The 24,115-nt window shown below is 44.1% G+C and carries 20 protein-coding genes and 1 tRNA gene; 13 read left to right on the top strand and 8 right to left on the bottom strand.

Going from position 1 to position 24,115, the window contains the following annotated elements; genetic code table 11:
- The first annotated feature begins 50 nt into the window (after window positions 1-50).
- The 8 genes from ABH008_RS17720 (at window position 51) to ABH008_RS17685 (ending at window position 9,313) form a co-directional block, all read left to right on the top strand.
- Entirely contained in the window at window positions 51-269 is a 219-nt protein-coding gene (locus ABH008_RS17720) for a DUF4266 domain-containing protein (protein ID WP_347986936.1), read from the top strand.
- On the top strand, window positions 256-780 hold the full coding sequence (locus ABH008_RS17715; protein ID WP_347986935.1) for a hypothetical protein: 525 nt from the start codon (window positions 256-258) through the stop codon (window positions 778-780). The genes ABH008_RS17720 and ABH008_RS17715 overlap by 14 nt, the downstream gene beginning before the upstream one ends.
- Window positions 737-3,133 (top strand): DUF3570 domain-containing protein, encoded by a 2,397-nt coding sequence (locus ABH008_RS17710; protein WP_347986934.1) that lies wholly within the window; start codon window positions 737-739, stop codon window positions 3,131-3,133. The genes ABH008_RS17715 and ABH008_RS17710 overlap by 44 nt, the downstream gene beginning before the upstream one ends.
- On the top strand, window positions 3,123-3,308 hold the full coding sequence (locus ABH008_RS17705) for a hypothetical protein (protein WP_347986933.1): 186 nt from the start codon (window positions 3,123-3,125) through the stop codon (window positions 3,306-3,308). Before ABH008_RS17710 ends, ABH008_RS17705 begins: the two co-directional genes overlap by 11 nt.
- Before the next feature lie 90 nt (window positions 3,309-3,398).
- Entirely contained in the window at window positions 3,399-3,617 is a 219-nt protein-coding gene (locus tag ABH008_RS17700; protein ID WP_347986932.1) for a DUF4266 domain-containing protein, read from the top strand.
- Complete coding sequence (locus tag ABH008_RS17695; protein WP_347986931.1) at window positions 3,604-6,450, top strand: DUF3570 domain-containing protein; 2,847 nt, start codon at window positions 3,604-3,606, stop codon at window positions 6,448-6,450. The genes ABH008_RS17700 and ABH008_RS17695 overlap by 14 nt, the downstream gene beginning before the upstream one ends.
- A 163-nt stretch (window positions 6,451-6,613) precedes the next feature.
- The gene (locus ABH008_RS17690) at window positions 6,614-7,522 is read left to right on the top strand and encodes an FAD:protein FMN transferase (RefSeq protein ID WP_347986930.1); all 909 of its coding nucleotides are present in this window, start codon (window positions 6,614-6,616) and stop codon (window positions 7,520-7,522) included.
- Between the two features lie 690 nt (window positions 7,523-8,212).
- Complete coding sequence (locus ABH008_RS17685; protein WP_347986929.1) at window positions 8,213-9,313, top strand: VPLPA-CTERM sorting domain-containing protein; 1,101 nt, start codon at window positions 8,213-8,215, stop codon at window positions 9,311-9,313.
- A gap of 109 nt (window positions 9,314-9,422) precedes the next feature.
- On the opposite strand, the gene corA is transcribed toward ABH008_RS17685, so the two are convergent.
- The 6 genes from corA to ABH008_RS17655 all read right to left on the bottom strand — a co-directional run bounded on the left by corA (window position 9,423) and on the right by ABH008_RS17655 (window position 17,481).
- Complete coding sequence (gene corA / locus ABH008_RS17680) at window positions 9,423-10,388, bottom strand: magnesium/cobalt transporter CorA (RefSeq protein WP_347989991.1); 966 nt, start codon at window positions 10,386-10,388, stop codon at window positions 9,423-9,425.
- Between the two features lie 55 nt (window positions 10,389-10,443).
- A complete protein-coding gene (locus tag ABH008_RS17675; protein ID WP_347986928.1) occupies window positions 10,444-11,748 on the bottom strand; it encodes a hemolysin family protein in 1,305 nt (434 codons plus the stop codon).
- A 98-nt stretch (window positions 11,749-11,846) separates the two neighbouring features.
- Window positions 11,847-13,988 (bottom strand): YgiQ family radical SAM protein, encoded by a 2,142-nt coding sequence (locus tag ABH008_RS17670; RefSeq protein ID WP_347986927.1) that lies wholly within the window; start codon window positions 13,986-13,988, stop codon window positions 11,847-11,849.
- Window positions 13,985-14,788, bottom strand: coding sequence for a spermine synthase (locus ABH008_RS17665; RefSeq protein ID WP_347986926.1), 804 nt, complete (start codon window positions 14,786-14,788; stop codon window positions 13,985-13,987). Before ABH008_RS17665 ends, ABH008_RS17670 begins: the two co-directional genes overlap by 4 nt.
- A 135-nt stretch (window positions 14,789-14,923) precedes the next feature.
- Complete coding sequence (locus ABH008_RS17660; protein ID WP_347986925.1) at window positions 14,924-15,808, bottom strand: fructosamine kinase family protein; 885 nt, start codon at window positions 15,806-15,808, stop codon at window positions 14,924-14,926.
- Window positions 15,809-15,819: 11 nt separating this feature from the next.
- Window positions 15,820-17,481, bottom strand: a complete 1,662-nt coding sequence (locus tag ABH008_RS17655; RefSeq protein WP_347986924.1) for a glutamine--tRNA ligase/YqeY domain fusion protein — start codon at window positions 17,479-17,481, stop codon at window positions 15,820-15,822.
- A gap of 354 nt (window positions 17,482-17,835) precedes the next feature.
- On the opposite strand from ABH008_RS17655, the gene rpoH reads away from it, so the two are divergent.
- Window positions 17,836-18,693, top strand: a complete 858-nt coding sequence (gene rpoH / locus ABH008_RS17650) for an RNA polymerase sigma factor RpoH (RefSeq protein ID WP_347986923.1) — start codon at window positions 17,836-17,838, stop codon at window positions 18,691-18,693.
- 49 nt (window positions 18,694-18,742) lie between these two features.
- A tRNA-Leu gene (locus tag ABH008_RS17645) sits at window positions 18,743-18,827 on the top strand.
- Window positions 18,828-19,542: 715 nt separating this feature from the next.
- Here the strand turns inward: ABH008_RS17645 and ABH008_RS17640 are convergent.
- Complete coding sequence (locus ABH008_RS17640; RefSeq protein WP_347986922.1) at window positions 19,543-19,671, bottom strand: hypothetical protein; 129 nt, start codon at window positions 19,669-19,671, stop codon at window positions 19,543-19,545.
- A 37-nt stretch (window positions 19,672-19,708) separates the two neighbouring features.
- On the opposite strand from ABH008_RS17640, the gene ABH008_RS17635 reads away from it, so the two are divergent.
- The 3 genes from ABH008_RS17635 to ABH008_RS17625 all read left to right on the top strand — a co-directional run bounded on the left by ABH008_RS17635 (window position 19,709) and on the right by ABH008_RS17625 (window position 22,872).
- Window positions 19,709-20,587 (top strand): restriction endonuclease, encoded by an 879-nt coding sequence (locus ABH008_RS17635; protein ID WP_347986921.1) that lies wholly within the window; start codon window positions 19,709-19,711, stop codon window positions 20,585-20,587.
- 559 nt (window positions 20,588-21,146) lie between these two features.
- Entirely contained in the window at window positions 21,147-21,485 is a 339-nt protein-coding gene (locus ABH008_RS17630) for a hypothetical protein (protein ID WP_347986920.1), read from the top strand.
- A gap of 646 nt (window positions 21,486-22,131) precedes the next feature.
- Entirely contained in the window at window positions 22,132-22,872 is a 741-nt protein-coding gene (locus ABH008_RS17625; RefSeq protein WP_347986919.1) for a TSUP family transporter, read from the top strand.
- Between the two features lie 166 nt (window positions 22,873-23,038).
- Here ABH008_RS17625 and ABH008_RS17620 read toward each other — a convergent pair whose 3' ends face one another.
- On the bottom strand, window positions 23,039-24,043 hold the full coding sequence (locus ABH008_RS17620; RefSeq protein ID WP_347986918.1) for a sulfate ABC transporter substrate-binding protein: 1,005 nt from the start codon (window positions 24,041-24,043) through the stop codon (window positions 23,039-23,041).
- Window positions 24,044-24,115 lie beyond the last annotated feature (72 nt).

The following is a 24,115-nucleotide window of genomic DNA, read 5'->3' as shown; positions in this document are numbered from 1 at the left end:
AATTAAAAATCCAAATTGGCAGGAAAGAATTAAAAAAAGGAGCCAAACCCATGCACAACCTAACCCTGCCCATATTCCTAATACTGGGCGCTTTATCCTGCGCATGCACACAAGTACAACCTTGGGAACGCGGTAACCTGGCCAAACCAGTCATGGCGGCAGACCCATTACCCTTACAATCGGCCATCCGCCAGCATAACTACGCCAGCCGCGAAGCGGCCGGTGCTGCCAGTTCCGGTGCCTCTGGAGGTGGCTGTGGTTGTAACTAAAAAACCAACAGCGTTACCGGTAAACACTGTGCCACGCCTGCTAACCCAGGTCGCCGCCTGTCGCGCCGCCTTGGCACATTCTTTCGTCCGCGCCCCGGCCAATACTCGCAAAGCAAAACCCAAAACCCTGATAAAAGCCTTTTGCCTATCCGCACTCAGCTTACCCGGAATGCTTAGTCAGGCGCAAGCCGATACCGATGAAGAGGTGGGGTATCAATTAAACCATTATGAAGAAAGTGTACGTCCTTTGGTTTATCCCGTAACTACTTTGGATGCAACCGGCAGTTACGTCAATTTAGGGCAGGTCAAGCCTTTAATCAATCAATATAAGCCGTTAACAGCCGACACCGAACACGCTTTTGCACGTTTTCGCCTTAATGATCGTACCCGCGTGGCGTTCGATTTTAACCATGATGTGTGGTCTGGCGCTACACCATTAAGTACACGACCGTTATTAGTGGGGGGCTTTGGTCCGAATACTGCTGCTGCTGGGTATATGGGGGGGGGCTAGCTCTTATAATGCACCACTGCAGACTGGTAATTTTTTCGATGCACAAGGCCATTATCTGGCGGTTACCCAATTTGCCAATGTTCTGGATAATAACGGTAATGTGGTTGCCTTGGTACCCGGTCAACTCACCCGCGATAACCGTTTGCAGCATATTATGGGTTACGCCTCACCAGAAAGTCGCGATCAGGTCAATATGAAATTAGGCTACGACTGGGACAATGCTTCAATGGATGCCGGCGCAGGCACCTCTATCGAACCGGATTATGAATCACGTTTTGCTAATCTTGCCAGCAAGCTGGATTTTAACCAGAAGCAAACCACGCTGAATTTCGGCCTTAGTTATACCAGTAGTGATACCCGAGCGCTTACCTCAAGGTGGGGGCCTACAGATTTTCTGAGTCCCGCAAACGTACAGAATGCCGCGAATATTAACGATGGCGGTATTGTTGATAATTTGGATAAGCGCATTATTGGTAACCGACGTGATGCGGCTTTTACCTTTAGCTTAAGTCAGGTGATGAATAAAAACGATGTGTGGACTGCGGGCTTGGGTTACACCCGAACTACCGGATTTCAATCGAATCCGTATAAATCCGTTACTATGTTTTATTTGGACCCTAATTGGCGTAACAATAATTTTAACGGACTAGCAGCCGATGCCTTACCGGGCGTGCAGTATGCATCTGGCGGAGCAATGCAGACCGAAAAGCGTCCCGAGTTGCGCAACCAGCTGACTTTAGATACCAGTTATTTGCACTATATGGAGTCCTTAAATGCGGCGGCTAAACTGGGTTACAGTTTTTTTATGGATGACTGGGGGATTAATGCCCACACCTTTGATGGCGAATGGCGGCAGGATTTGGGCGGCAGTTGGCTGCTGACGCCGCATGTGCGTTATTACTCGCAATCGGCAGCCAGTTTTTATGGTCCCTATTTTTTTTCCTATTGTAATGGCTGTACTCAGTTCGATCCAAATAATAATTACGGCGCCCCCAATGCCTTTTCCAGCGATCAGCGCCTTTCTGCATACGGTACGCTCAGTGGTGGCGTCTCCTTATCCAAGCAATTTGCCAAAGGCTTAAGTTTAGAGTTGGGTTTTGAATATTACACCCATAAAAGCGCTCTTAAAATTGGCGGTGGCGGCAGTGGCGATTATACCAATTTTGATTATTACACAGTCAATGCTGGTGTACATGCCAGTTTGGGTAAACTGGCCAGTGTCACTAATTTATTCGACAGTGGCAGTCTGTTTGATGGCTGGTTCGATAACAATAGTAATTCCGCAACCCCGCCAGAACATGCAGCGCATCAGCATGCGCATCAGCACGCCAACGCGCCAGCAGGGGTAATGTTTGCTCATATGCTGGATCAACCAGGTGAGTGGATGTTGGGTTATCGGTTTATGCAAAGCAATCAGGGTGGCACTATGTTGCATGGCAGTCAACCGGCTAATCGGTCTGAACTGCTCACAGCACCATGTCCTGGTGGTGGTGGTAATAATGCGAGTTTATTCAAAAATCATTGTGACATGTTTGCAACCAGTATGAACATGAACATGCATATGCTGGATTTGATGTATGCCCCTACTGATTGGTTGAATGTAATGCTGATGCCACAGTTTGTGGATATGAGTATGAAAATGGATATGTCCGCTATGCCGATGTCTACCATGATGCAGGCTTGGGGTATGTATGGCTATACTGCAAGAGACCAACAGCAGAGTGGCGGTTTTGGTGATACCGGTGCCTATGCGCTATTGCGTTTATGGGATGGCGATGGTCATCATGTGCATTTAACCCAAGGAATTAGTATCCCTACAGGTACCGTAACCACCCGCTATGAATGGAGTAATTTTGGTTATTACTCCTACGATATGCAAGCGGGTAGCGGTACCTGGGATTACAAACCCAGTCTTACTTATACCGGGGAGCAGGATGACTGGTACTGGGGTGCACAAATTAGCGGTACGCACCGCTTGCAATCTATTAGCGGTCATGGCTGGTCGTTAGGGGACATTTGGCAGGGCACCGGTTGGGGTGGTTATCGTTTCACCAACTGGTTAAGCGGTACTGTTCGCGGTGTTTACAGTGCGCAAAGCGCCATACACGGTAGTTATCCGGATGGATCTAATTATGGTTCTTTCGCTTGGGGCAATATGCCGAATCAGTTCTCACAAAACTACGGTGGCAGCTATGCCGATGCCGGGTTTGGTGTTACAGCCACCGTCCCCAAAGGCGATTACGCTGGCAATAGCGCCAGCTTCGAATGGCTACAACCCCTCTATACCTATGTCAACGGCTACCAGTTAGATAGAGCTGGCGCGTTATCGGCTACCTGGAGTTATGCCTTTTAATCGATTACTGGATTTAGAGCGATTGTTGAGGGTGTTATTACCCAAAACAGGCTTGGTTAAAAAAGTTGTAAAGGGTGTTAACACCCAAAAGCCGACACCCGGATTCCGCTTTGCTACATCCAGGCTACGTAAAACCAAGCGCACCCATATCCTGGGTTTTGTAGCCTGGATGTAGCGTAAGCGAAATCCGGGGTTCGAAGCAAACCACCCCTGCCAATTAAAAACCCAAATTGGCAGGAAAGAATTAAAAAAAGGAGCAAAACCCATGCACAACCTGACTCTGCCCCTAATCCTAACACTGGGCACTCTATCCTGCGCATGCACGGAAGTACAACCCTGGGAACGGGGCAATCTGGCCAAACCGGTCATGGCGGCAGACCCATTACCCTTACAATCGGCCATTCGCCAACATAACTACGCCAGCCGCGAAGCGGCCGGTGCTGCCAGTTCCGGTGCCTCTGGAGGTGGCTGTGGTTGTAACTAAAAAACCAACAGCGTTACCGATAAACAAAGTGCCACGCCTGCTAACCCAAGTCGCCGCTTGTCGGGCTGCATTGGCACAATCTTTGGTTCGCGCCCCGGCCAATACGCACAAACCAAAGCCCAAAGCCCTAATAAAAGTGCTTTGCCTATCTGCACTCACCCTGCCCGGCATGCTTAGCCAGGCGCATGCCGATACTGATGAAGACGAGGTAGGTTATCAGTTTAGTCATTATGAAGAGGGCAAGCGGCCGTTGTATGCTCCGGGTCAAACCACCGATTCACAAGGAGATACATTCTCTAATGGCAAGCGTGTGCCTTTCACCAATCAATATCAACCACTCACCGCTAATAGTGAACACGGTTTTACGCGTTTTCGACTGAATGATCGGGTGCGTTTTGCTTTTAACTATAATCACGATGTCTGGTCTGGTGCTACACCTATGAATACCATGCCTTTGGCGGTGGGTGGTTTTGGACCTTCAACTTTAGGTACAGCCTCGCCATCTTATGAAGCAATGCAACAATATCAGTTTTTTGACGCACAAGGGCATTTTCTACGGCAGGATAGTTATAATTATTTGTTGAATCCTGATGGTTCTGTTAGCGGCATTGCGCCAGGTAAGCTAGTGCGGGATAACCGTCTACAGCATCTTCTGGGCTATGCCTCACCGGAAAGTCGCCATCAAATTGATATGAAACTGGGTTACGATTGGGACAATGCCGCGCTGGATATGGGTGCGGGTACCTCTAACGAGCCTGATTACCAGTCCAACTTTGCCAATCTGAACACTAAGCTGGAATTTAACCAGAAACAAACCGCCGTCAATTTGGGCTTGAGTTATACCAGTAGCGATACCCACGCTTACAATCAAAGCTGGACCAATTACAATCTGATGAATCCGGCTTATACCCTAACGCCGGGCAGGTTGAACGCCAACCGCCGCGATGTCGCTATTACCTTGGCCTTTAGTCAGGTAATGAATAAAAACGATGTGTTTAATGCTGGTTTTAGTTACACCCGCAGTACCGGCTTTCAGTCTAACCCGTATAAATCGGTGAGCATGTTTGTGCTCGATCCTAACTGGCGAACAGATGGGCTTTCTTATTATAATGTGAACAGTAACACCTTGCCGGGTGTACAGATGTCGATTTTAGGGGATTGGGTGGCGGAACAGCGCCCAGAGTTACGTAACCAGTTTACCTGGGATGGCAGCTTTTTGCATTATATGCCTGCCGTTAATGCGGCGGCTAAATTGGGTTACAGTTATTTTAGGGACGATTGGGGAATTAGCTCCCATACTTTTGATGGGGAATGGCGACAAGATTTGGGGGGTAGTTGGTTGCTTACCCCGCATGTGCGTTACTACTCGCAATCTGCGGCCTCTTTTTACGCGCCGTATTTTTTTACCTATTGTTCACCTATCAATGGTTGTCCTAATGGTGGTATTGATTCTAGTACCGTTATTAATACACCGAAGAACTATTCCAGCGACCAGCGCTTATCGGCCTATGGTACCTTGAGTGGTGGAGTTTCCCTGGCAAAGCAATTTGCCAAGGGTTTAAGTATGGAATTGGGTTTTGAATACTACACCCACAACAGCGCGTTAAAAATGGGTGGCGGTGGCTCTGGCGATTATACTGACTTTCACTCGTATACGGTCAATGCTGCGTTGCATGCCAATCTGGGTAAGTTAAAACTAGTCAGTACCCTGTTTGATAGCGGCAGTATGCTGGAGGGCTGGTTCGACGACAGCACTGCGCCAACGGAGCATGCCAATCACAGCGCACACCACTCGCATAATCCAACCCCAGCTGGGGTAATGTTTGCGCATATGCAGGATCAGCCCGGTGAGTGGATGTTGGGATACCGCTTTATGCAAAGTGATGTGGGTGGGGATTTATTGCATGGCAGTCAAAAAGTCGATTTTGCACAGGTACAAAATACCGCCTGTCCAAAACAGCATGGTTCAGTTGGTTTGTCTGTGTTCAGCACAGCCACCTGTTTAATGCCGCCCGGCAAAATGAGCATGAATATGCATATGCTGGATTTAATGTACGCACCCACCGATTGGTTGAATTTAATGTTGATGCCGCAGTTTGTGGATATGAGCATGAAAATGGATATGTCCTTAATGACGTCGCAAATGATGATGATGATGGGGGGAGGTATGGAAACCTGGACTGGCCGAGATCATCAGCAAAGTGGTGGTTTTGGCGATACGGGGGCTTATATGTTGTTCCGCTTGTTCGATGGCGATGGACATCATGTGCATTTAACTCAGGGTATCAGCATACCCACCGGTACAATCAATACCCGTTATGAGTGGAATTCGTTTAACTATTATTCCTATGATATGCAATCCGGTAGTGGTACTTGGGATTATAAACCTAGCCTGACATATACAGGTGAACAGGATGACTGGTTCTGGGGTGGACAGTTTAGCGGTACGCATCGCTTGCAAGCCGTTAGTAGCCACGGCTGGGCTTTGGGTGATTTATGGCAGGGTACTGCCTGGGGTGGTTATCACCTGACCGACTGGTTAAGCAGTACTGTGCGCGGTGTGTATACCGCGCAAAGCGCCATTAATGGTCAATATCTGAATGGTGGAGCACTTGGAGTCTCTACCTGGGCCAATATGCCAAACCAATATCCGCAAAACTATGGTGGCAGCTATGCAGATGTGGGTGTTGGCTTATCCGCCACCATACCCAAAGGCAATTTTGCTGGCAATACTTTTGGTTTTGAATGGTTGCAACCGGTTTATACCTATGTCAATGGCTATCAGGCAGACAGGGTTGGGGCGTTATCTGCTTCTTGGAGTTATGCCTTTTAACGGATGCCTGAAATTGGGGCGATTGTTAAGTGTGTTATCACCTCGAAGCCGACACCCGGATTCCGCTGCGCTGCATCCAGGCTACGTTTTTTTTGACTGTTCCTTTTGTGTTGTGCTATGAGATTTTATATGATTGTCGTTTTAGTTCTTATCCTTTACCGCCATGACCCCGCAACGTAAGAAACTTGGTTTGTTTAATTATCGGTTTAAAGCCATGGGGACAGTGTGCAGTATGCAGTGTTATGCCAGCAGCGAAGAGGCGGGGCGTAAGGTGTCGGAACTGGTGCATGCGGATGTTTCGCGCTTGGAGCAATTGTATTCGCGCTATTTGCCGGAAAGCTTGTTAAGTAATATAAATCGTACTGCTGCGCAGGGTGGTGAGATTAGGTTGGACGAAGAAACGGCCGGCTTATTTAATTATGCGGCTACTTGTTATGAGAATAGCGATGGTTTGTTTGATGTTACTTCGGGGGTGTTGCGCCGCGCTTGGCGTTTTGATCAGGCGCAAGTGCCAGCTCAGGAAACGATTGATGCATTATTGCTTACTGTAGGTTGGCAGAAGCTGGTTTGGGAAGCGCCACTGTTGCGTTTTCCAGTGCCGGGTTTGGAGATTGATTTGGGTGGGGTGGTTAAGGAATATGCAGCAGATCGGGCAGCGGTGATTTGTCAGGATGCCGGTATACGCCATGGGTTTATTAATTTGGGTGGCGATATTCGTATTGTCGGCCCTCATCCAGATGGTAGCCCTTGGCATGCGGGCATTGAGCATCCGCGTATTAAGGGTGAGGTATTAGCGAATCTGGAATTGTTTAACGGTGCTTTGGCTTGTAGTGGCGATTATGAGCGATGCATGGTGATTAATGGCGAACGTTATAGTCATATTATTAATCCTTTTACCGGCTGGCCTGCAAAGCATATGGCTAGTGTGAGTGTGGTTGCCGATTTTTGCTTGGTGGCGGGTAGTGCTTCTACTATAGCTATGTTGAAAGAAGCCGATGGTCCGGCGTGGCTGGAAGAGCTAGGTTTGCCGCATTTGTGGATGGATGTACACGGAAAAACCGGCAGCATGTAAGGTATTAAATGTAGCCTGGATGTAGCGCAGCGCAATCCGGGGTTCGAAGCAGATTGCTTTCACGATTGTCGTATCAAAATGGTTGGAAGGTTTGGTTTGTTTTATAGGGTGTTAGCTTATTTTGTGCCGATACCCGGATTCCGCTTTGCTACATCCAGGCTACATAGATTTAATTATTAAAAACTATGTTATTTCACGCAATTAAATTTGATAATTAAGTTAAATAACATAGTTTAATTAATTGGTATAAAAATTATATTGTTATATTGATGATAAATATCATATTTATTCATTTGGCATTACTTATGCAAACTATTAACTTGGGATGCATAGAAAATTCAATCAAAACTTAACTTAGAACGTTAGAAAAGTACTGAACATTAAGTTAGTCTGTAATTGGTATGTCGTATCGCTCAATTCATTCGTGGTTCCACTAGGCTTACCAAGTGCGGAGTGAGCAGTAACTTTTTGTAATTTTCTTAAAATACTGATGTTTGGCTATTAAGTGTTTAGCCTTTTTCAATATTTCATCCTATGGATTTATGCGGGTTAAACCCAGTATCCATGTATATCTTAACTATTAATTTAACACCAGATAACAGCCTGTTTATGCTTTGCTACTAATTAGCAGGGTGATTCCCGCTGTTTATTCAATTTAGTTTAATTGCAATTAACTCAAAGGAAATTTTTATGTACAAAATTAAAATCACCGGAAGCATGCAGAAAAATGCATTAATAGTCACGGGTGCCGCTTGCTTGTTGATGACAGGCGTTGTTGCTCAAGCGGATACCGGCACCTATACCTTAAGTTATCCTACTAGTGGTGTTTACGGTGGTAATGATGGTAACCCCATTAACGGTGGCTATAACGTTTTAAATAGCTTTTTGGCGATCAATAATAACGGTACCATCGCTGGCACCATCAACGATACCAATCTGAGTGGGGCGGGTCATGGCGGTTTTGCGGGTAGCTCTGCCGTTATTTATGGTGACGGATCTAATTCTGCTGGAACCGTTGTTAGCGGCATTAATTCGGCAGGCGGTATTGTTGGAACTTATACTATTGGCGTTGGAACTTCCAGTTTTTACTCTAATGCCGCCAATTATGGCAGTGCAGCACCAACGGTAACACTGGTAGACAACAATCTGCACGGCAGCACAAACGCTACAACGGTGGTGGGTGGCATTAACGATGCAGGTACTGCGGTAGGTGTTTCTACTCTGCGGAACGGTAGTCAATATATTTTTGAATACAATACCACTACTTCGGGTTATACCGATTTAGCTTTTGGTATTAGCGGCGCTAGTAGTATTTCGGCCAATGCTATCAGCAGCAACGGCTATATTGCGGGTACTTATGTTGATACTAACGGTATAGAGCAGGGTTATGTTTATGATGGCAGTACCTGGACTAGCATTACCGATCCCAATGTGCTGGGTAATACCACTAATCTCGCGGAACTGACAGTGGTGACTGGTGTAAATAAATTGGGTGAAGTGGTGGGTTATTATCAGGATGCTAATGGGCTAGACCATGGTTTTGTGTATGATTTAACTAATCATAATTTTGGAACCAATAATGTCAATGCCAGTATTGATGATCCTAACAGCACACAGTCCAATACCCAAATTTTTGGGATAAACGATAAGGGTACTATTGTGGGTACTACTGATGGCACTTGGGGCTTTGTGGGTACGGCTCAGGTAGCGGCAGTGCCAGTACCTGGCGCGTTCTGGCTAATGTCATCGGCATTGGCGGGTTTTGGGTTTATTAAACGCCGTAAGGTATAAAACTTGGCTGTTTAGCTGACTTATGTTCTTAGTCTTGCGTAAAGTGCTTTTGCATAATACGCAAGATGTTTTAGTTATAAATGCAGGTTTGGCAGTTACCTGAAAAGCGTTAAATCCATCCGCGTCGCTTTAGTCGAATATACAACATTAAACTACATAACGACACACCACCTACCACAGCGGGGTAGCTGTAGGGCCAATCCAGTTCGGGCATATATTTAAAGTTCATTCCGTACCAGCTGAACACCATGGTTGGGATGGCTAAAATTGCGCCCCAGCCTGCCAGTCCTTTTACCACTTCGTTTTGACGTACTGATTCAAATGTTAGATGCACTTGCATAGCGGCAATCAGCATTTCGCGGGTAGCGTCGATGGATTGGTCTATACGCTTAATATGGTCGGCAATGTCGCGAAAATAGACGCGCACGTCTTTATGGATAAAGCCATTATGAAAGCGCATTAATTCGTTGCAAATATCAATTAAGGGCGTAATTGCTGCGTGCAGGCTTAACAGTTCCCGTTTTAATTCGTATAGCCCTTCCAACGTTTGGCGACTAGGACGTTGCTGGAAAATAGCTTCTTCCAGTACATCAAAACGTTGTTGTAAACCTTCTACAACTGGCATGTAGCTATCGACAATAAAATCCATGATGGAATAAAGTACAAAGCTGGAGCCTTTTTGCATTTGTGCGGGTTTGGCTTCGCAACGTTTGCGTACTTTGTTTAAGCTTATGGAGGAACCATGGCGCACCGTGACAACAAAGCGGTTGCCGACAAAAATATGCGTTTCTCCAAAATTGACGCACTCTTCATCGAGTATGACAGTGTGCAGAACTAAAAACAGCGAATCACCGTATTGTTCGATTTTGGGGCGCTGATGAGCGGTGAGAGCATCTTCAACTGCCAGTTCGTGCAAACCAAATTCTTCCTGGATGTTACGCAACAACTCGCTGTCCGCCTCACGCAAACCCAACCACACAAAAGTTTCTTTATCTTTCAGCGCTTCGCTGATGTCTGCAATGGTCAGGTCTCCCAACGCCTGCCCATTTTTATAGGCCACGCATTTCATGATCATCGTGTTATCGATTGAGGGGGTATACAAATACAGTCTCCTGTTGGGTAGGTTGGTGTTAGCTGGCTGTTTCCAATGGCTGTTTGGGGATAATTAATACTTTGTCAATGCGAATACCGTCGATATCCACCACTTCAAAATACCAGTCGGTGTAGACAAAATGGTCTGCAACGCGCGGAATTTTTTCCAGTTGAAAAAGGATAAATCCGCCTACAGTGTTATAGGCATTGGTGACTTCTCCTGGGAAATAGGCATTCATGCCGATGACAGTTTTGAGACGTTTGATGGATAATCCGCCATCGACCAGCCAGGAACCATCTTCGCGCCTTACTACATCTGGGTCAAGTTCCGATTCAATACTAGGCAGATCGCCGACAATGGCAGATAGTACATCACCTAGTGTTACCAAGCCTTCTGTTTCGCCGTATTCATTGACGATCAGGGCAAAATCAGCATGGTTTTTGCGGAAAAACTCTAGAAGATAAACCAGTGTCATCGATTCCGGTACATACAATGCCGGGCGCAGATGCTCAATAATATCCAAAGCGGCACCGTTCATCACGGTTTTTAATAAATCGCTACGATCCAAAATGCCCAGTACGTTTTCCAGGCCGTTTTTGCAGATGACTGTTCTGGAATAGCTGCTTTCGGCGATTTTATGCCGCACATCTTCTGCTGTTTCAGCTAAGTCAATGCAGAAAATGTCTTTGCGCGGGGTCATAATGGCGCCTACCCGTTGTTCATCCAAGCGTAGAATATTGGCAACCAGAGTGCCTTCGCTGGCATGAAATACGCCTGTTTCGGAACCAATTTCCATCAATATTTTAATTTCTTCATTACTGACGGTGGTTTCGGGGGGGCGATTGGCGCGCATCAGTCGTAGCAGTAGATTGCTGGAACTGGATAGCCACCAGACTAATGGACTGGCAATAATGGCCAATAGATTCATGGGGCGGGCAACGATAACGGCTATGCCTTCTGGTCGCAATAATGCCAAACGTTTGGGTACCAGTTCGCCGATAACCACAGTTAAATAGGTAATCAAAATAACGGTTAATACCCTGGATAGCACATCGGCATGCGGTGCGATGATAGGTATTTTATGCAGTTGTTGATAAATTGGCCCGGTGAAAGCCTCATCACCCAATACACCATTAACAATAGCTACCAGAGTAATACCTACCTGGATTGTCGATAAAAACCGATTGGGTTCCTGATGCAGTTTAAGTGCGGATTTAGCTCCTGCCCGCCGTTCATCCACCAGCTTTTGCAAGCGAGCTTTTCCAGATGAAACTAATGCCATTTCTGACATGGCGAACAGACCGTTTATAAATATCAAAATGACAATAAGACCAATGTCCATTGCTAGTAGCCGCCTCTTACCGTTACCGGCGCGGCTTTGGTGTGGTAAAGCAATATAGTACCATTGTGTAGGGGTATTCGTTAAGCCGTCGCTATGATTTACCGCGCTTTACCCGTTAGCATCGGTTTCTGTTTGCCGGATTTGGGTTTATTTGTGGTGTATTTGGTTTTAAATGCCTGAGTTTTTAACAGCGGTTTTTGTCCTGTCGATGGGTTGTCTTTGGGTTGAAAGCTGGGTACCAAATGTTGTTTACCATTACCAATTAAATCAACTCTGCCCATTTCTTTAAGTGCCTCGCGCAACAATGGCCAGTTTTTGGGGTCGTGATAGCGTAAAAACGCTTTATGTAAACGTCTTTGTTTAATGCTTTTGGGTATGGAAATATTAGCACTTTGTCGACTCACTTTTTGCAGGGTGTCTTTGCCCGAATGATACATGGCTGTGGCTATGGACATGGGTGAGGGCAGAAACGCCTGTACCTGATCTGCCCGAAAGCCGTTACGTTTTAACCATAGTGCCAGATTAAGCATATCGGTATCTTCCGTACCCGGATGTGCGGCGATAAAATACGGTATTAGATATTGTTCCTTGCCTGCTTCTTTGGAATATTTATCAAACATTTGTTTGAATCGGTCGTAACTACCCATGCCAGGCTTCATCATTTTAGACAATGGGCCTTGTTCGGTATGTTCTGGGGCAATTTTTAAATAACCGCCAACATGGTGGGTGACCAGTTCTTTGACATATTCTGGATTTTCCACGGCAATGTCATAGCGTAAACCGGAAGCAATAAAAATTTTCTTAATGCCTGGAATGGCACGAGCACGTCGATACAGTTTAATGAGTGGCGTTTGATCGGTATTGAGATTGTGACAAATACCCGGAAACACACAGGAGGGTTTGCGGCATGATGCTTCAATCTCTGCATCTTTGCAGGCCAGACGCCACATATTGGCAGTCGGCCCACCCAAATCGGAAATATGACCAGTGAAGTTGGGCGAAGTATCTCTAATTGCTTCGATTTCGCGAATAATAGAATCTTCAGAACGGTTTTGAATAATGCGGCCTTCATGCTCGGTTATTGAGCAAAAACTACAACCACCAAAGCAGCCGCGCATAATCAACACCGAATGCTGGATCATCTCAAAGGCGGGTATATTGGCTTTGCCGTATTCGGTATGCGGCAGGCGTGAATAAGGCAGATCAAAAACGCCATCCATCTCTTCGGTAGTTAACGGGTAGGGCGGCGGATTAATCCAAACCTCGCGGTTGGCGTGGCGCTGGATTAAGGCACGGGCATTGCCAGGGTTGGTTTCGCCGTGCATTACTCTTGAGGCATGCGCATATTGTATAGGATCATCTTTTACCACTTCATAAGCAGGTAAACGAATCACGGTTTTGTTGCGTTGAGAATTGGCAATCGGCTTAAATTGCAGCACTTGTTCGTTGCTGTCGCTGGCGGGTTTTTTATCACACTCCGGCATTTCCTGATATGGATTGTGATGCGTGATGATCGCGCCGGGTTTATCAATATCCGATGAGTCTTTCTCTATCCAGCCCTGCGGTATTTGTTTTACAAAATGTACTGTGCCCCGAATACCTTTTAGATCGGCAACCGTTTCCCCTTTTGCCAGACGCTGAGCGATTTCTACAATTTGCCGTTCGGCATTGCCATACACCAATAAATCCGCTTTAGAATCCAGTAAAATAGATTTACGTACAGTGTCAGACCAGTAATCGTAATGCGCCATGCGGCGTAAACTGGCTTCTATGCCGCCAATAATGATGGGTACCTGTTTATAGGCTTCGCGGCAGCGATGCGCGTAGACGTTTACTGCTCGATCCGGGCGTTTGCCCGCTGCGCCCTGTGCCGTATATGCATCATTGGAGCGGATTTTTTTATCAGAGGTATAGCGATTTACCATGGAATCCATGTTGCCGCCGGTTACACCAAAAAACAGTTTTGGTTGCCCCAGTTTTTTAAAATCCTCGGCACTGTGCCAATCTGGTTGGGAAATAATTCCCACCCTAAAGCCTTGTGCTTCTAATACTCGGCCTATTACCGCCATGCCAAAGCTGGGGTGATCGACATAAGCATCGCCGGTGACCAGTATAATGTCACAGGCATCCCAACCTAGCTGGTGCATTTCTGTCAGGCTCATGGGAAGTTCAGAAGCGGGGCCGAAGCGATGCGCCCAGTATTTTTTGTAGCCAAAAATATTGGCTGCGTTGAAGTTCACGATTTTAGTACTCGGGTAAGGGCGTTAGGGTTGTGGCGTTTAAAGTCCTGCAAGAATAGTAAATATTCCAATTGGTAACGTTGTTCTAGCAGTTTGGCTTTTTGAATCAAGTCTTTAAAGGTGGGTTTGTGCATGTTTTCACCAAAGGCGAAGCCTATCACATTACCACGGCTGCGTACGGGTAAAAATAACATACGTTGCTGAAAAACAAGTCCCATATTCCAGCTCACTTGCTGAAACATATCTTTATCGGTGCCCCATAAATTGATGATTAGCAGACCGTCTTTTGCTAGCAAAGTTCGACAGTTATCAAAAAACACTTGACTGCTCACTTCTGGAGCCATGCCGGCGTGATCATAGGCATCTATCATGATTACATCATGCAGTTCGCTATTTTCACGGCTCGCTTGATAGACGTGCTGGGCTCCACAGCCAATTTTGATTTTTAGGCGTGGATCAAGTGGCAAGCCAAAATGGCTGCGGGCCACTTTTAAAACACTACTACGAAATTCCACTGCTTTAACGCGACATTTGCTGAATTGATGCAGTAAAAATTTAGCGATGGTGCCGCCACCTAAGCCTATCATCAATACATCTTTGGGTTGGTCGTTAAATAGCAAGCCTGCCATCATAGCCCGTGCATACAAGGAATGTAGGCGATTGGGATCGGTTAGCAGCATGCTGCTCTGGCGGGCGTGCGAGCCAAAATGCAAGGCGCGCACGCCTGCCTGATCAACAATTTCGATAACACCCTGCTCATCATGGCTTTGATGAATCAGCAGGCCTTCATATTTATACATAGTTGGGGAGCAAGTTTTTAACAGTCAATACGCCTATTTTCGCGCAAATGAAGCTAAAAGTCTTGTTAAACAATGGATTATTGTGAGTAAGGTTGTTTTTTAGGTTGAATTGACAGCGTAATTTGCAGGTTAACGCTATCCCAACTCTGCCAATAATTGCTCAATCATGCTGGTTGCTTGCCGTAAATAGCCCGAGCCAAATAAATGCAAATGGTTAAGGATGTGATAAAGGTTATAGAGGGTTTTTCGGGTTTTGTAACCAGCATCCAGAGGCAGGGTAGCATGATAAGCAGCATAAAATTCGGCACCAAAACCGCCAAACAGTTCTGTCATGGCAATATCTGTTTCGCGATCACCAAAATAACAGGCCGGATCAAATATCACCGGATTTCCGTTTGCATCTACTGCTGCATTACCACCCCATAAATCACCATGTAACAAAGAGGGATAAGGTTGGTAATCGGTAAAAAAGCTGGCTAGTTTGACCAGTAGTTTTTCACCTTGTGTTTGTAAGCTGCCGTGGTAGCCATCGGCGGCAGCAAGCTGTAATTGTTTCGCTAAGCGTTCCTGTTGCCAAAAGCTTATCCAATCAGCGTGTTGACGATTGGATTGCGGGGTAGAGCCTATGGTGTTGTCGTGTGTCCAGCCAAAATAAGCTTGGGTAGATTTGTGCAGATGTGCCAGTTGTTCGCCAAATCGGCTAAGGCTAGCGCCACGTAATGGGCTTAATTCTATATACTCTAAAACCAGATAAGCATGATTTTGTAAGCTGCCGTGAGTGATAGTTTTGGGGATGCGTAAGGTATGGCTGTCTGCTAAAGCCTGCAAGCCGCAGGCTTCAGCAACAAACATATCCAGTAAATGCGCACTATTGACTTTAATAAACCAATTATGTCCTGATGCCTGAAGTTGGTAGGCACTGTTAATATCCCCACCGCCAATACTGCTTAAACGCGCCTGTTGCAAAGTCTGTCCGGTCTCTTGTTCCAGATGCTTGAGCAGCTTTTGCAAATCCAGCATGGCGCTTTACCTTATTTAACCCAGCTATCGCGTAATGTGACGGTACGATTAAATACCGGTTTCTCAGGCGTACTATCTTCAGAATCTACACAAAAATAGCCAGTACGTTCGAATTGATAACGAGTATCAGGTGTAGCTGTGGCTAAAGAAGCTTCCAGGCGGCAATCAGACAGTATTTCCAGAGAGTTGGGATTCAATCCGTCCAGAAAGTTATCCAGTGTATCTGGATTAGGATGGCTGAATAAACGATCATATAAGCGTAATTCAGCCGTAAACGAATGCGCAGCCGATACCCAGTGAATAACACCTTTTACCTTGCGTCCTTCTGGATTTTTGCCCAGTGTAGCCGGATCGTAACTACAGTGCAGGGCAATGACATTGCCTTCTGCATCTTTAATCACTTCGTCACACTTGATCACGTAAGAGCCGCGTAAACGCACTTCGCTACCCGTGGTTAAGCGTTTAAAATCTTTGGGTGGGTTTTCCGCAAAATCATCCTGTTCTATAAAAATAGTGTTGGAGAATGTTACTTCACGGCTGCCCAGTTCCGGTTTTTGTGGGTGGTTGGCAATTTGGTAGGTTTCAGTTTTATCGGTCTCCCAATTGCTGATAACTACACGCAATGGTTTTAAAACTGCCATTGCTCTGGGGGCGTGTTCGTTAAGATTTTCGCGGATACAGTTTTCCAGTACCCCCATTTCAATCCATGAGTCTTTTTTGGTGACGCCGATGCGTTCGCAGAAATTACGAATCGCCTCTGGAGTAAAACCAGCCCGACGCAAACCTGAGATAGTTGGCATGCGGGGATCGCTCCAACCGTTGACGTGTTTTTCTGTTACCAATTGTAGTAATTTGCGTTTGCTGACTATGGTGTATTCCAGTTGCAGTCGTGCAAATTCAATTTGTTGTGGATGACAGGGGGTTTGCAATTTATCCAGTACCCAATCGTATAAAGGTCTGTGATCTTCAAATTCCAGCGTACAAATGGAATGGGTTATGCCTTCCAAGGCATCGGAAATACAATGCGTGTAATCGTACATCGGATACAGACACCAATCATTACCGGTACGTTGGTGATGAACTCGGCGGATACGATAGATAGTAGGGTCGCGCATATTGACATTGGGAGAAGTCATGTCGATTTTGGCGCGTAATACGTAAGCGCCATCCGCAAACTCACCTGCGCGCATGCGGGTAAATAAATCCAGATTTTCGGCAATTGAACGTTGCCTGTCAGGGCTTTCTTTGCCTGGTTCGGTTAAGGTGCCGCGATCTGCACGGATTTGTTCCGGGCTAGAGCTATCTACATAGGCATCGCCTTGTTTAATCAGCTGGATGGCATAATCATATAATTGTTCGAAATAATCAGAGGCATGATATTTAGCCGCCCAAGTAAAACCCAGCCATAGCACATCGCGTTCTATGGATTCCATATACTCGATGCTTTCCTTTTCTGGGTTGGTATCGTCAAAACGTAAATTACAGGTACCCTGATTTTCAATGGCTAGTGTAAAGTTAAGGCAAATTGATTTTGCGTGTCCAATATGCAGATAACCATTGGGTTCTGGCGGAAAGCGGGTGGCCACTTTGCCCTGATTTTTGTGGTTTGCCAGATCAGTAGCAATAATATGGCGAATAAAATTCGATGGTGCTGAGCTATCGGTTGCTGACATGATGATGTGAGTCGCTTTGAGTTTAGGAGATTCTATTTATTATAGAGGTCATTTTAACGACTTTAAGCCTTTTTCGTAAAGGTAGTCATCGTAGTGTCGTGTAATTCCTACTAAAAATTAATCGTCGTTAAAGTGATTACAGACTGTTAATGATAGGTTGATGATGAAAAAGGTTGTTCTTCCTAAGCTTGTTGCGGATAGACAGTCTTTTTCGCGCAAGAAATTAAGAAACGATTAATAATTTGATGTAGCACACAGTTTGCAAAAAATGAACTTTTAAAATTATTAGCACTCTTGTCAGGTGAGTGCTAAAATTCTAACAACTTAAAAATTCTTTGCTTATACGGGGTGTTTATGAATAACAATTTGGCTTTACCGATCAATTTATCGGTCGGGACTTTTGATGCTTATTTAAACCTCATTGCTCAAATACCGCAATTAACGGTAGAAAAAGAGCAAGAGCTGGCTATCCGTTATCGTGACGAAGGCGATATCAATGCCGCTCGCGAACTGGTGATGTCCAATTTGCGTTTTGTTGCACATGTTGCCAGAGGCTATGCCGGATACGGTTTACCTTTGGCTGACATTGTTCAAGAGGGCAATATTGGTTTGATGAAAGCCGTAAAACGTTTCGACCCAGATTTAGGTATTCGCTTGGTGTCTTTTGCTGTGCATTGGATTAAAGCTGAAATACACGAGTTTGTGATTAAAAACTGGCGTATTGTTAAAGTGGCTACCACTAAGGCACAACGCAAGCTGTTTTTTAATCTGCGTAAAATGAAAAAAGACTTAACTCATTTGTCTCAAGATGATGCGGAAGCCATTGCTGAAAACCTGAACGTCGATATTAAAACCGTTTACGAAATGGAAATGCGTTTGGATGGTCAAGATGTTGGCTTAGAGCCAGCTCATGATGACAATGGCGATGAGCATAGTATTGCCCCCATTGCCTATCTGGAACAGCACGGTGCCGATCCTGCTGTTTTGTTGGAAAAATCTGATTGGGAAGAGAGTAAGGAAGAAAAATTAATGCTGGCTATGGCTAATCTGGACGACAGAAGTCGCGATATTTTGGCTAGCCGCTGGTTAAATGAAGAAAAAGCCACCTTGCACGATCTGGCCGAGCGCTATAAGGTATCCGCAGAGCGTATCAGACAGCTTGAACAGAATGCCATGAAAAAACTGAAAAACGCAGTAGTGCTGGAAGCTTAAAAAAACATTTTGCATAGTTAAAAAAAAGAGTATAATGCCGTTTTTCTTTGCCGGGGTGGTGAAACTGGTAGACGCGCCGGATTCAAAATCCGGTTCCGAAAGGAGTGTCGGTTCGATTCCGACCCTCGGTACCAAAGAAAAGCTTTAAGAAGTCCAAGAACATATTAAAACCCGCAAGTCATTAGGCTTAGCGGGTTTTTTATTGCCTTTTTTCGTCCAATGATGTGTGCCAAGGTGCGTTGACATCCGCAAAAACTGGGGGTATAAAACGGGGTATATTTAAAAAACACCCCCAAAAACACCAAATATACCCCCAGGAGATACCCCCAATGGCGCTATCTGATACCACCATCAAAGCATCTAAGCCCAATCCTAATAAGGCTTTAAAGTTAGCCGATGATAAACGTTAACGATCAGGCAGTAAGTAAGGAAAATGGCGCAATGTCCTATAGAGTTGGAACCTATTCCAAAAGGTGAAAATCATGCTGAATTAGTCAAGCAATATGCAGACTTGTTTATTAGCATATTCTAATTGATAGAATTTCACTTATGAATCCGAAAAAAACACCGGCATGCGCGTCTTATTGACCATTTGAGATTGCCTGTTTGATTATTGGGGCGACTGAACCAGGGGTAATACCTCGATCTTTGCAGTATTTTGATTGCAACCATACAGAGAGCTGCTTTTGTCCCTTGCTGGCATTGCACCCGCAACAACAAAGAACAATATTTTCTCTAGTGATAATTTTTGCATCGTTAATGATGTGCTCCCAGCTAGCTGCTGACCTCCTGGATACTTTGGCAGGCGTAAAATCAAGCCCACAATAAACACAAACCTTGTCTCTTTTCCTAACTTCCGTCTCTAGCCAAACTGGAATGTTCCAAATATTCGCCATTTTCGATACTACCCATTTGCGTATAATGTTCAAATAACCGATTGACAAAGGTTGCATAGCGGACCAACAGACCTTTATGCATTTAATTTTACATATCAAACTGCAAGAACGGAAAATTAATGGAATTACCGAAGTTTAATGAAACCTTTCTACCAATTTTGGAAGTGCTTAAAGATGGTGAAATCATAAAGGGTCGTGATTTGGTTCGGCTTGTAGTGGATCGTTTTTATTCTAACTTACCACAGGAACTGCTGGAGGTGATTACCAAAAGTGGGGATCGTTTAATCGAAAATCGAATTAATTGGGGAAAGTCCTATCTGAAGAAAGGCGGGTTAGTTCACTATCCACAACGAGGCTACGTTCAGATTACCGAGAAGGGGAAATCTACCAAGTCAGAAAATGTATCTATCAATGACATTCAATCGAATGTCATTACTTTTTATGAACCAGAAAGTAAGTCTGCATCAGATCAAACAATCGTAGTAAACGCAAGTCCACAGGATTTAATTGATTCTGGGTTTGAGAAGATCGAGCGAGAAGTAAAAGATGAGCTACTTTCAAAGCTTAAAGAGGTTGATCCGTATGCGTTTGAAAAGATAATTTTGATTTTGCTTAAAAAAATGGGGTATGGCGACTTTATAGAAACAGCCAAGTCCGGTGATGGCGGGATTGATGGCATTATTAACGAAGATCAGCTTGGGCTTGACAAAATATATATTCAAGCCAAGCGGTATAGCGAAAATAAAGTCCGTGAAACTGATATACGCAATTTTATCGGAGCTATGAGTGGCGATACCCGGAAAGGTATCTTTGTGACTACTTCAACTTTTGATGAAAAGGCAAAAGCAAAAGCCAGAGATGCACATCACAAAATAATCTTAGTGGATGGTTCTAAGCTTGTTGATCTGATGCATAAGTACAATGTTGGTGTGCAGACTAAAAGCTATTACGAAGTAAAAATTATCGATAATGATTTTTTTGACCCGGAGGAAATTTAGCCTAACACTGTTCTAGACGACCTGCGCGAAAAGCGGTGCAACGTAAGCATTTACAATGCACTAAGATAGCGTTAGAGATGGCTATTAAACGAATTGGTATTGATTTAGGCTACGATTTTCAGAACAGCAGTATCACAATGCATTACTTGGGAAATAAATTGGATAACTCAAATTGTATTTTATTTGGATTTTAAACTACGTGTAGTTATGTAAGTGTGATAGCGTACAGATCTTAAGTAATAAGTCTGGTATTTTAAATACAGTTTAGTGAAAATCACTTTACTACCAAGAATGGAAATGAACGGGTAGTTTGTTAGTGTTAAATCTGTTTTTGTTTAATGATGACGATTTAATAGCGAACTAGGTAAATGTCACTTGGTTACTCCCGTGATACTTGAAAAACGTCGAACTTTAATAGGATGTTATCCATGCTTAATAATGAATAACTAATGTAAAGAAATACAGTTAACGTTTTTCAAGTAACATAGTAGTCGCTTTTAGAAGCCCTCATCATTTGCATTCCCCCTTTATCTTATCAACAATTATCTGGGGATAATTTATGAAACCAAAATATTATTTAGTGGCGTTGCTTTTATCTATTTTATCAATGGGTGCTTTTGCCGCGGGTAGCCCTTTGAACGAAAATTTTACTAATTTGATTGCGTTGTCAAATAACGCAGTTGAGGCAGGTAAGCAAGGTGATACCCAAGCATTCATCGAAAAAGCCAATTCAACTCTTGTGGCATTAAAAGTTCAAGACGAGAAAGGAAGCTCAATCCGTCTACAACGAGCTAGCAACAAAATTAAAGTGGCTTTAAAGGCAGCTAAAGCAGGTGATCTGCAAGAAGGAATAGACGAAATGCAACAAGGAATAGTGATAATGGAAATAGCAAAATAATCTTGATGTTTATCAGTAGTAGGTTATTGATACAGAAAGAATATAAGCCTATTTTTAACGTTTTTTACTTGACGCATATGGTTGCAAATATATAAATGATTGAGCAATAAGTGATAGCTGAGATATAGGCTCAACCAATTGACACAGCTGATGCTGTTGGAATCGATTACTTAGCGACTCCAGTTGAAACATTGAAAATGGCGCTTATCGAGCAATTCAAGCCCGAAGTTATGGAGGATTGTTCAAAATAGTGTTTATTCGTGGTATTAACTATGCACTTTTCCAACAGCAGCTCCATATTCATTAACTGCCAGAAGAAAATTTCTTTGGTCCTGATTAGCTCATCAAAAGGGTTTTGATTGGGATGAAATCATGCGGGATTGGTGATCGTTATAAGACGCGGTTATCTCCGCATCTGCAATAACCAACAGACTTGTTGTGTGATCAATGAGTTCTCTCTGTTCGGGCAGCGCCCGCAGATTAATAGCAGTATCCTGCATATACTATAGATATTCAAATAGAGAGCTGTCGCCAAGACAGAATGTTTTTTCAGCGAATACCTCAGCAAGATTGGGCGGCATTCCCATATAATGACCTAAAAAAGACAATAAGCTCTAAATATCACATATAGTCAGTTATAAAAATAATGCTACTCAATTTTTCTTTTAACGAAACCCTAATCGTTGCCTTAATATTTGTTTGGGCTGGCTTTGTGCGAACTGGTCTTGGCTTTGGTGGTGCAGCATTAGGTTTGCCATTGATGCTATTTATCCATAATGACCCGCGGTTATGGTTGCCTATCATCAGCACCCATTTATTGTTTTTTTCTGGTTTAACCTTGCTAACCCGTTTGAATAACGTTGATTGGCACTATTTGCGAAAATCGTCAATTTTCATATTTCCACCCGCTATTATTGGGGTGTTTGGTTTGGTTAATTTGCCTATATTTTGGTTAAATGTGTTTATCTATGCAGTTACTTTGTTTTATGGATTGGTTTGGTTGTTCAATAAAGCAATAGAAAGTCGTCAGAATTGGGTTGATAAATTGCTATTGGTTTTAGGCGGTTATGTGGCCGGAACATCGTTGACGGGGGCTCCATTGATGGTAGCCGTGTATATGCGCCATGTTAGTAAGGAGAAATTGCGCGATACATTGTTTGTCTTATGGTTTGTACTGGTCAGTATCAAAATGACAACGTTCATTGTCTTATCGGTTGATTTGCATTTTTTAGAAGCATTGATGCTGATACCGATTGCCGCTATTGGACATGTGCTGGGGTTAAAAGCACATAATAAGATTACCCAAAATGAATTGTTATTTAAACGCTGGGTGGGTGGCGGTTTGGTAATCGTTTCTAGTTTTGGCTTATGGGGAGTACTGACTTAGCATAACTCGGTACTACCAGCATAACGGTTTTTTAATGTGCTTCTCATTGTATCCAGAGGAGCAAGAATTTTTAACTTAGTTAACAAACAACGCCAATGTCTAGAAAAATTAGCGTTGTTTGCTGAGTTATGTTGATTTTTAGTGATGCAAATAGTCCGATTATTGTTTATCGACCGTAAATTTTATCAAATACACCATCATCACTGAAATGTTTGGTTTGCACCTCAGTCCAGCCGCCTAATTGGGCAATGGTGGTCAATTCTATGGCTGGAAACTGTTTAGTATATTTAGCCGCTATTTCTTTATCAATAGGACGATAAAAGTTTTTAGCAATAATTTCCTGACCTTCTTTGCTATATAAATACTTTAAATATTCGGTAGCAACTTCAGTGGTTCCATGCTTACGAGCTACATCTTCTACCACTGCTACCGGTGGCTCGGCTAGGATGCTGAAACTGGGAGTAATGACTTCATATTTGTCGGCACCAAAATCTTTAAGCACTAAATAGGCATCGTTTTCCCATGTGATTAACACATCGCCGATACCGCGTTCAGCAAATGTGGTCGTTGAGCCACGAGCCCCCGTATCCAGCACCGAAGTATTTTTAAACAGTTTGGTCAAAAATGCTTTAGCAGCATCTTCACTATTGTTGTTATTCTTCAGAGCGTAAGCCCAGGCAGCTAAATAGTTCCAACGCGCACCGCCTGATGTTTTTGGGTTAGGAGTTACTACGCCCACATCTGCCTTGATCAAGTCGCTCCAATCTTTAATGTTTTTCGGGTTGCCTTTGCGTACCAGAAACACAATGGTAGAAGTGTAAGGCGTACTGTTATTCGGTAATTGGCTTTGCCAGTTTTCTGGAATTAATTTTGCTCTACTGTAAAGCTGATCGATATCATACGCTAGAGCCAGTGTCACTACATCGGCTTCCAAACCATCTATTACCGCCCTTGCTTGCTTGCCACTGCCGCCATGGGATTGGTTGAAAGTAACAGTATCTCCTGTTTTAGTTTTCCAGTATTTGGCAAATACTTCATTATATTCTTTATATAACTCGCGGGTTGGATCGTAAGATACGTTAAGCAAATTAATATCTGCTGCTAAAGTTTGCGTCATTGCCGAAAATCCTAGCAAGGTTGCAACCAAAAGTGTGAGTATGTTTTTTTTCATGAAAATCTCTTAAGTTAAAAAAATGTTTATATTTGTTTAGTTGTGTAATTCGCGTTTCTATGGAATCTATTG

Origin of the sequence: Methylomonas sp. AM2-LC, from assembly GCF_039904985.1 — a bacterium.
GTDB lineage: Bacteria > Pseudomonadota > Gammaproteobacteria > Methylococcales > Methylomonadaceae > Methylomonas.
The sequence above is the reverse complement of the archived record's forward strand: the minus strand, read 5'-3'. Positions and strand labels throughout refer to the sequence as shown.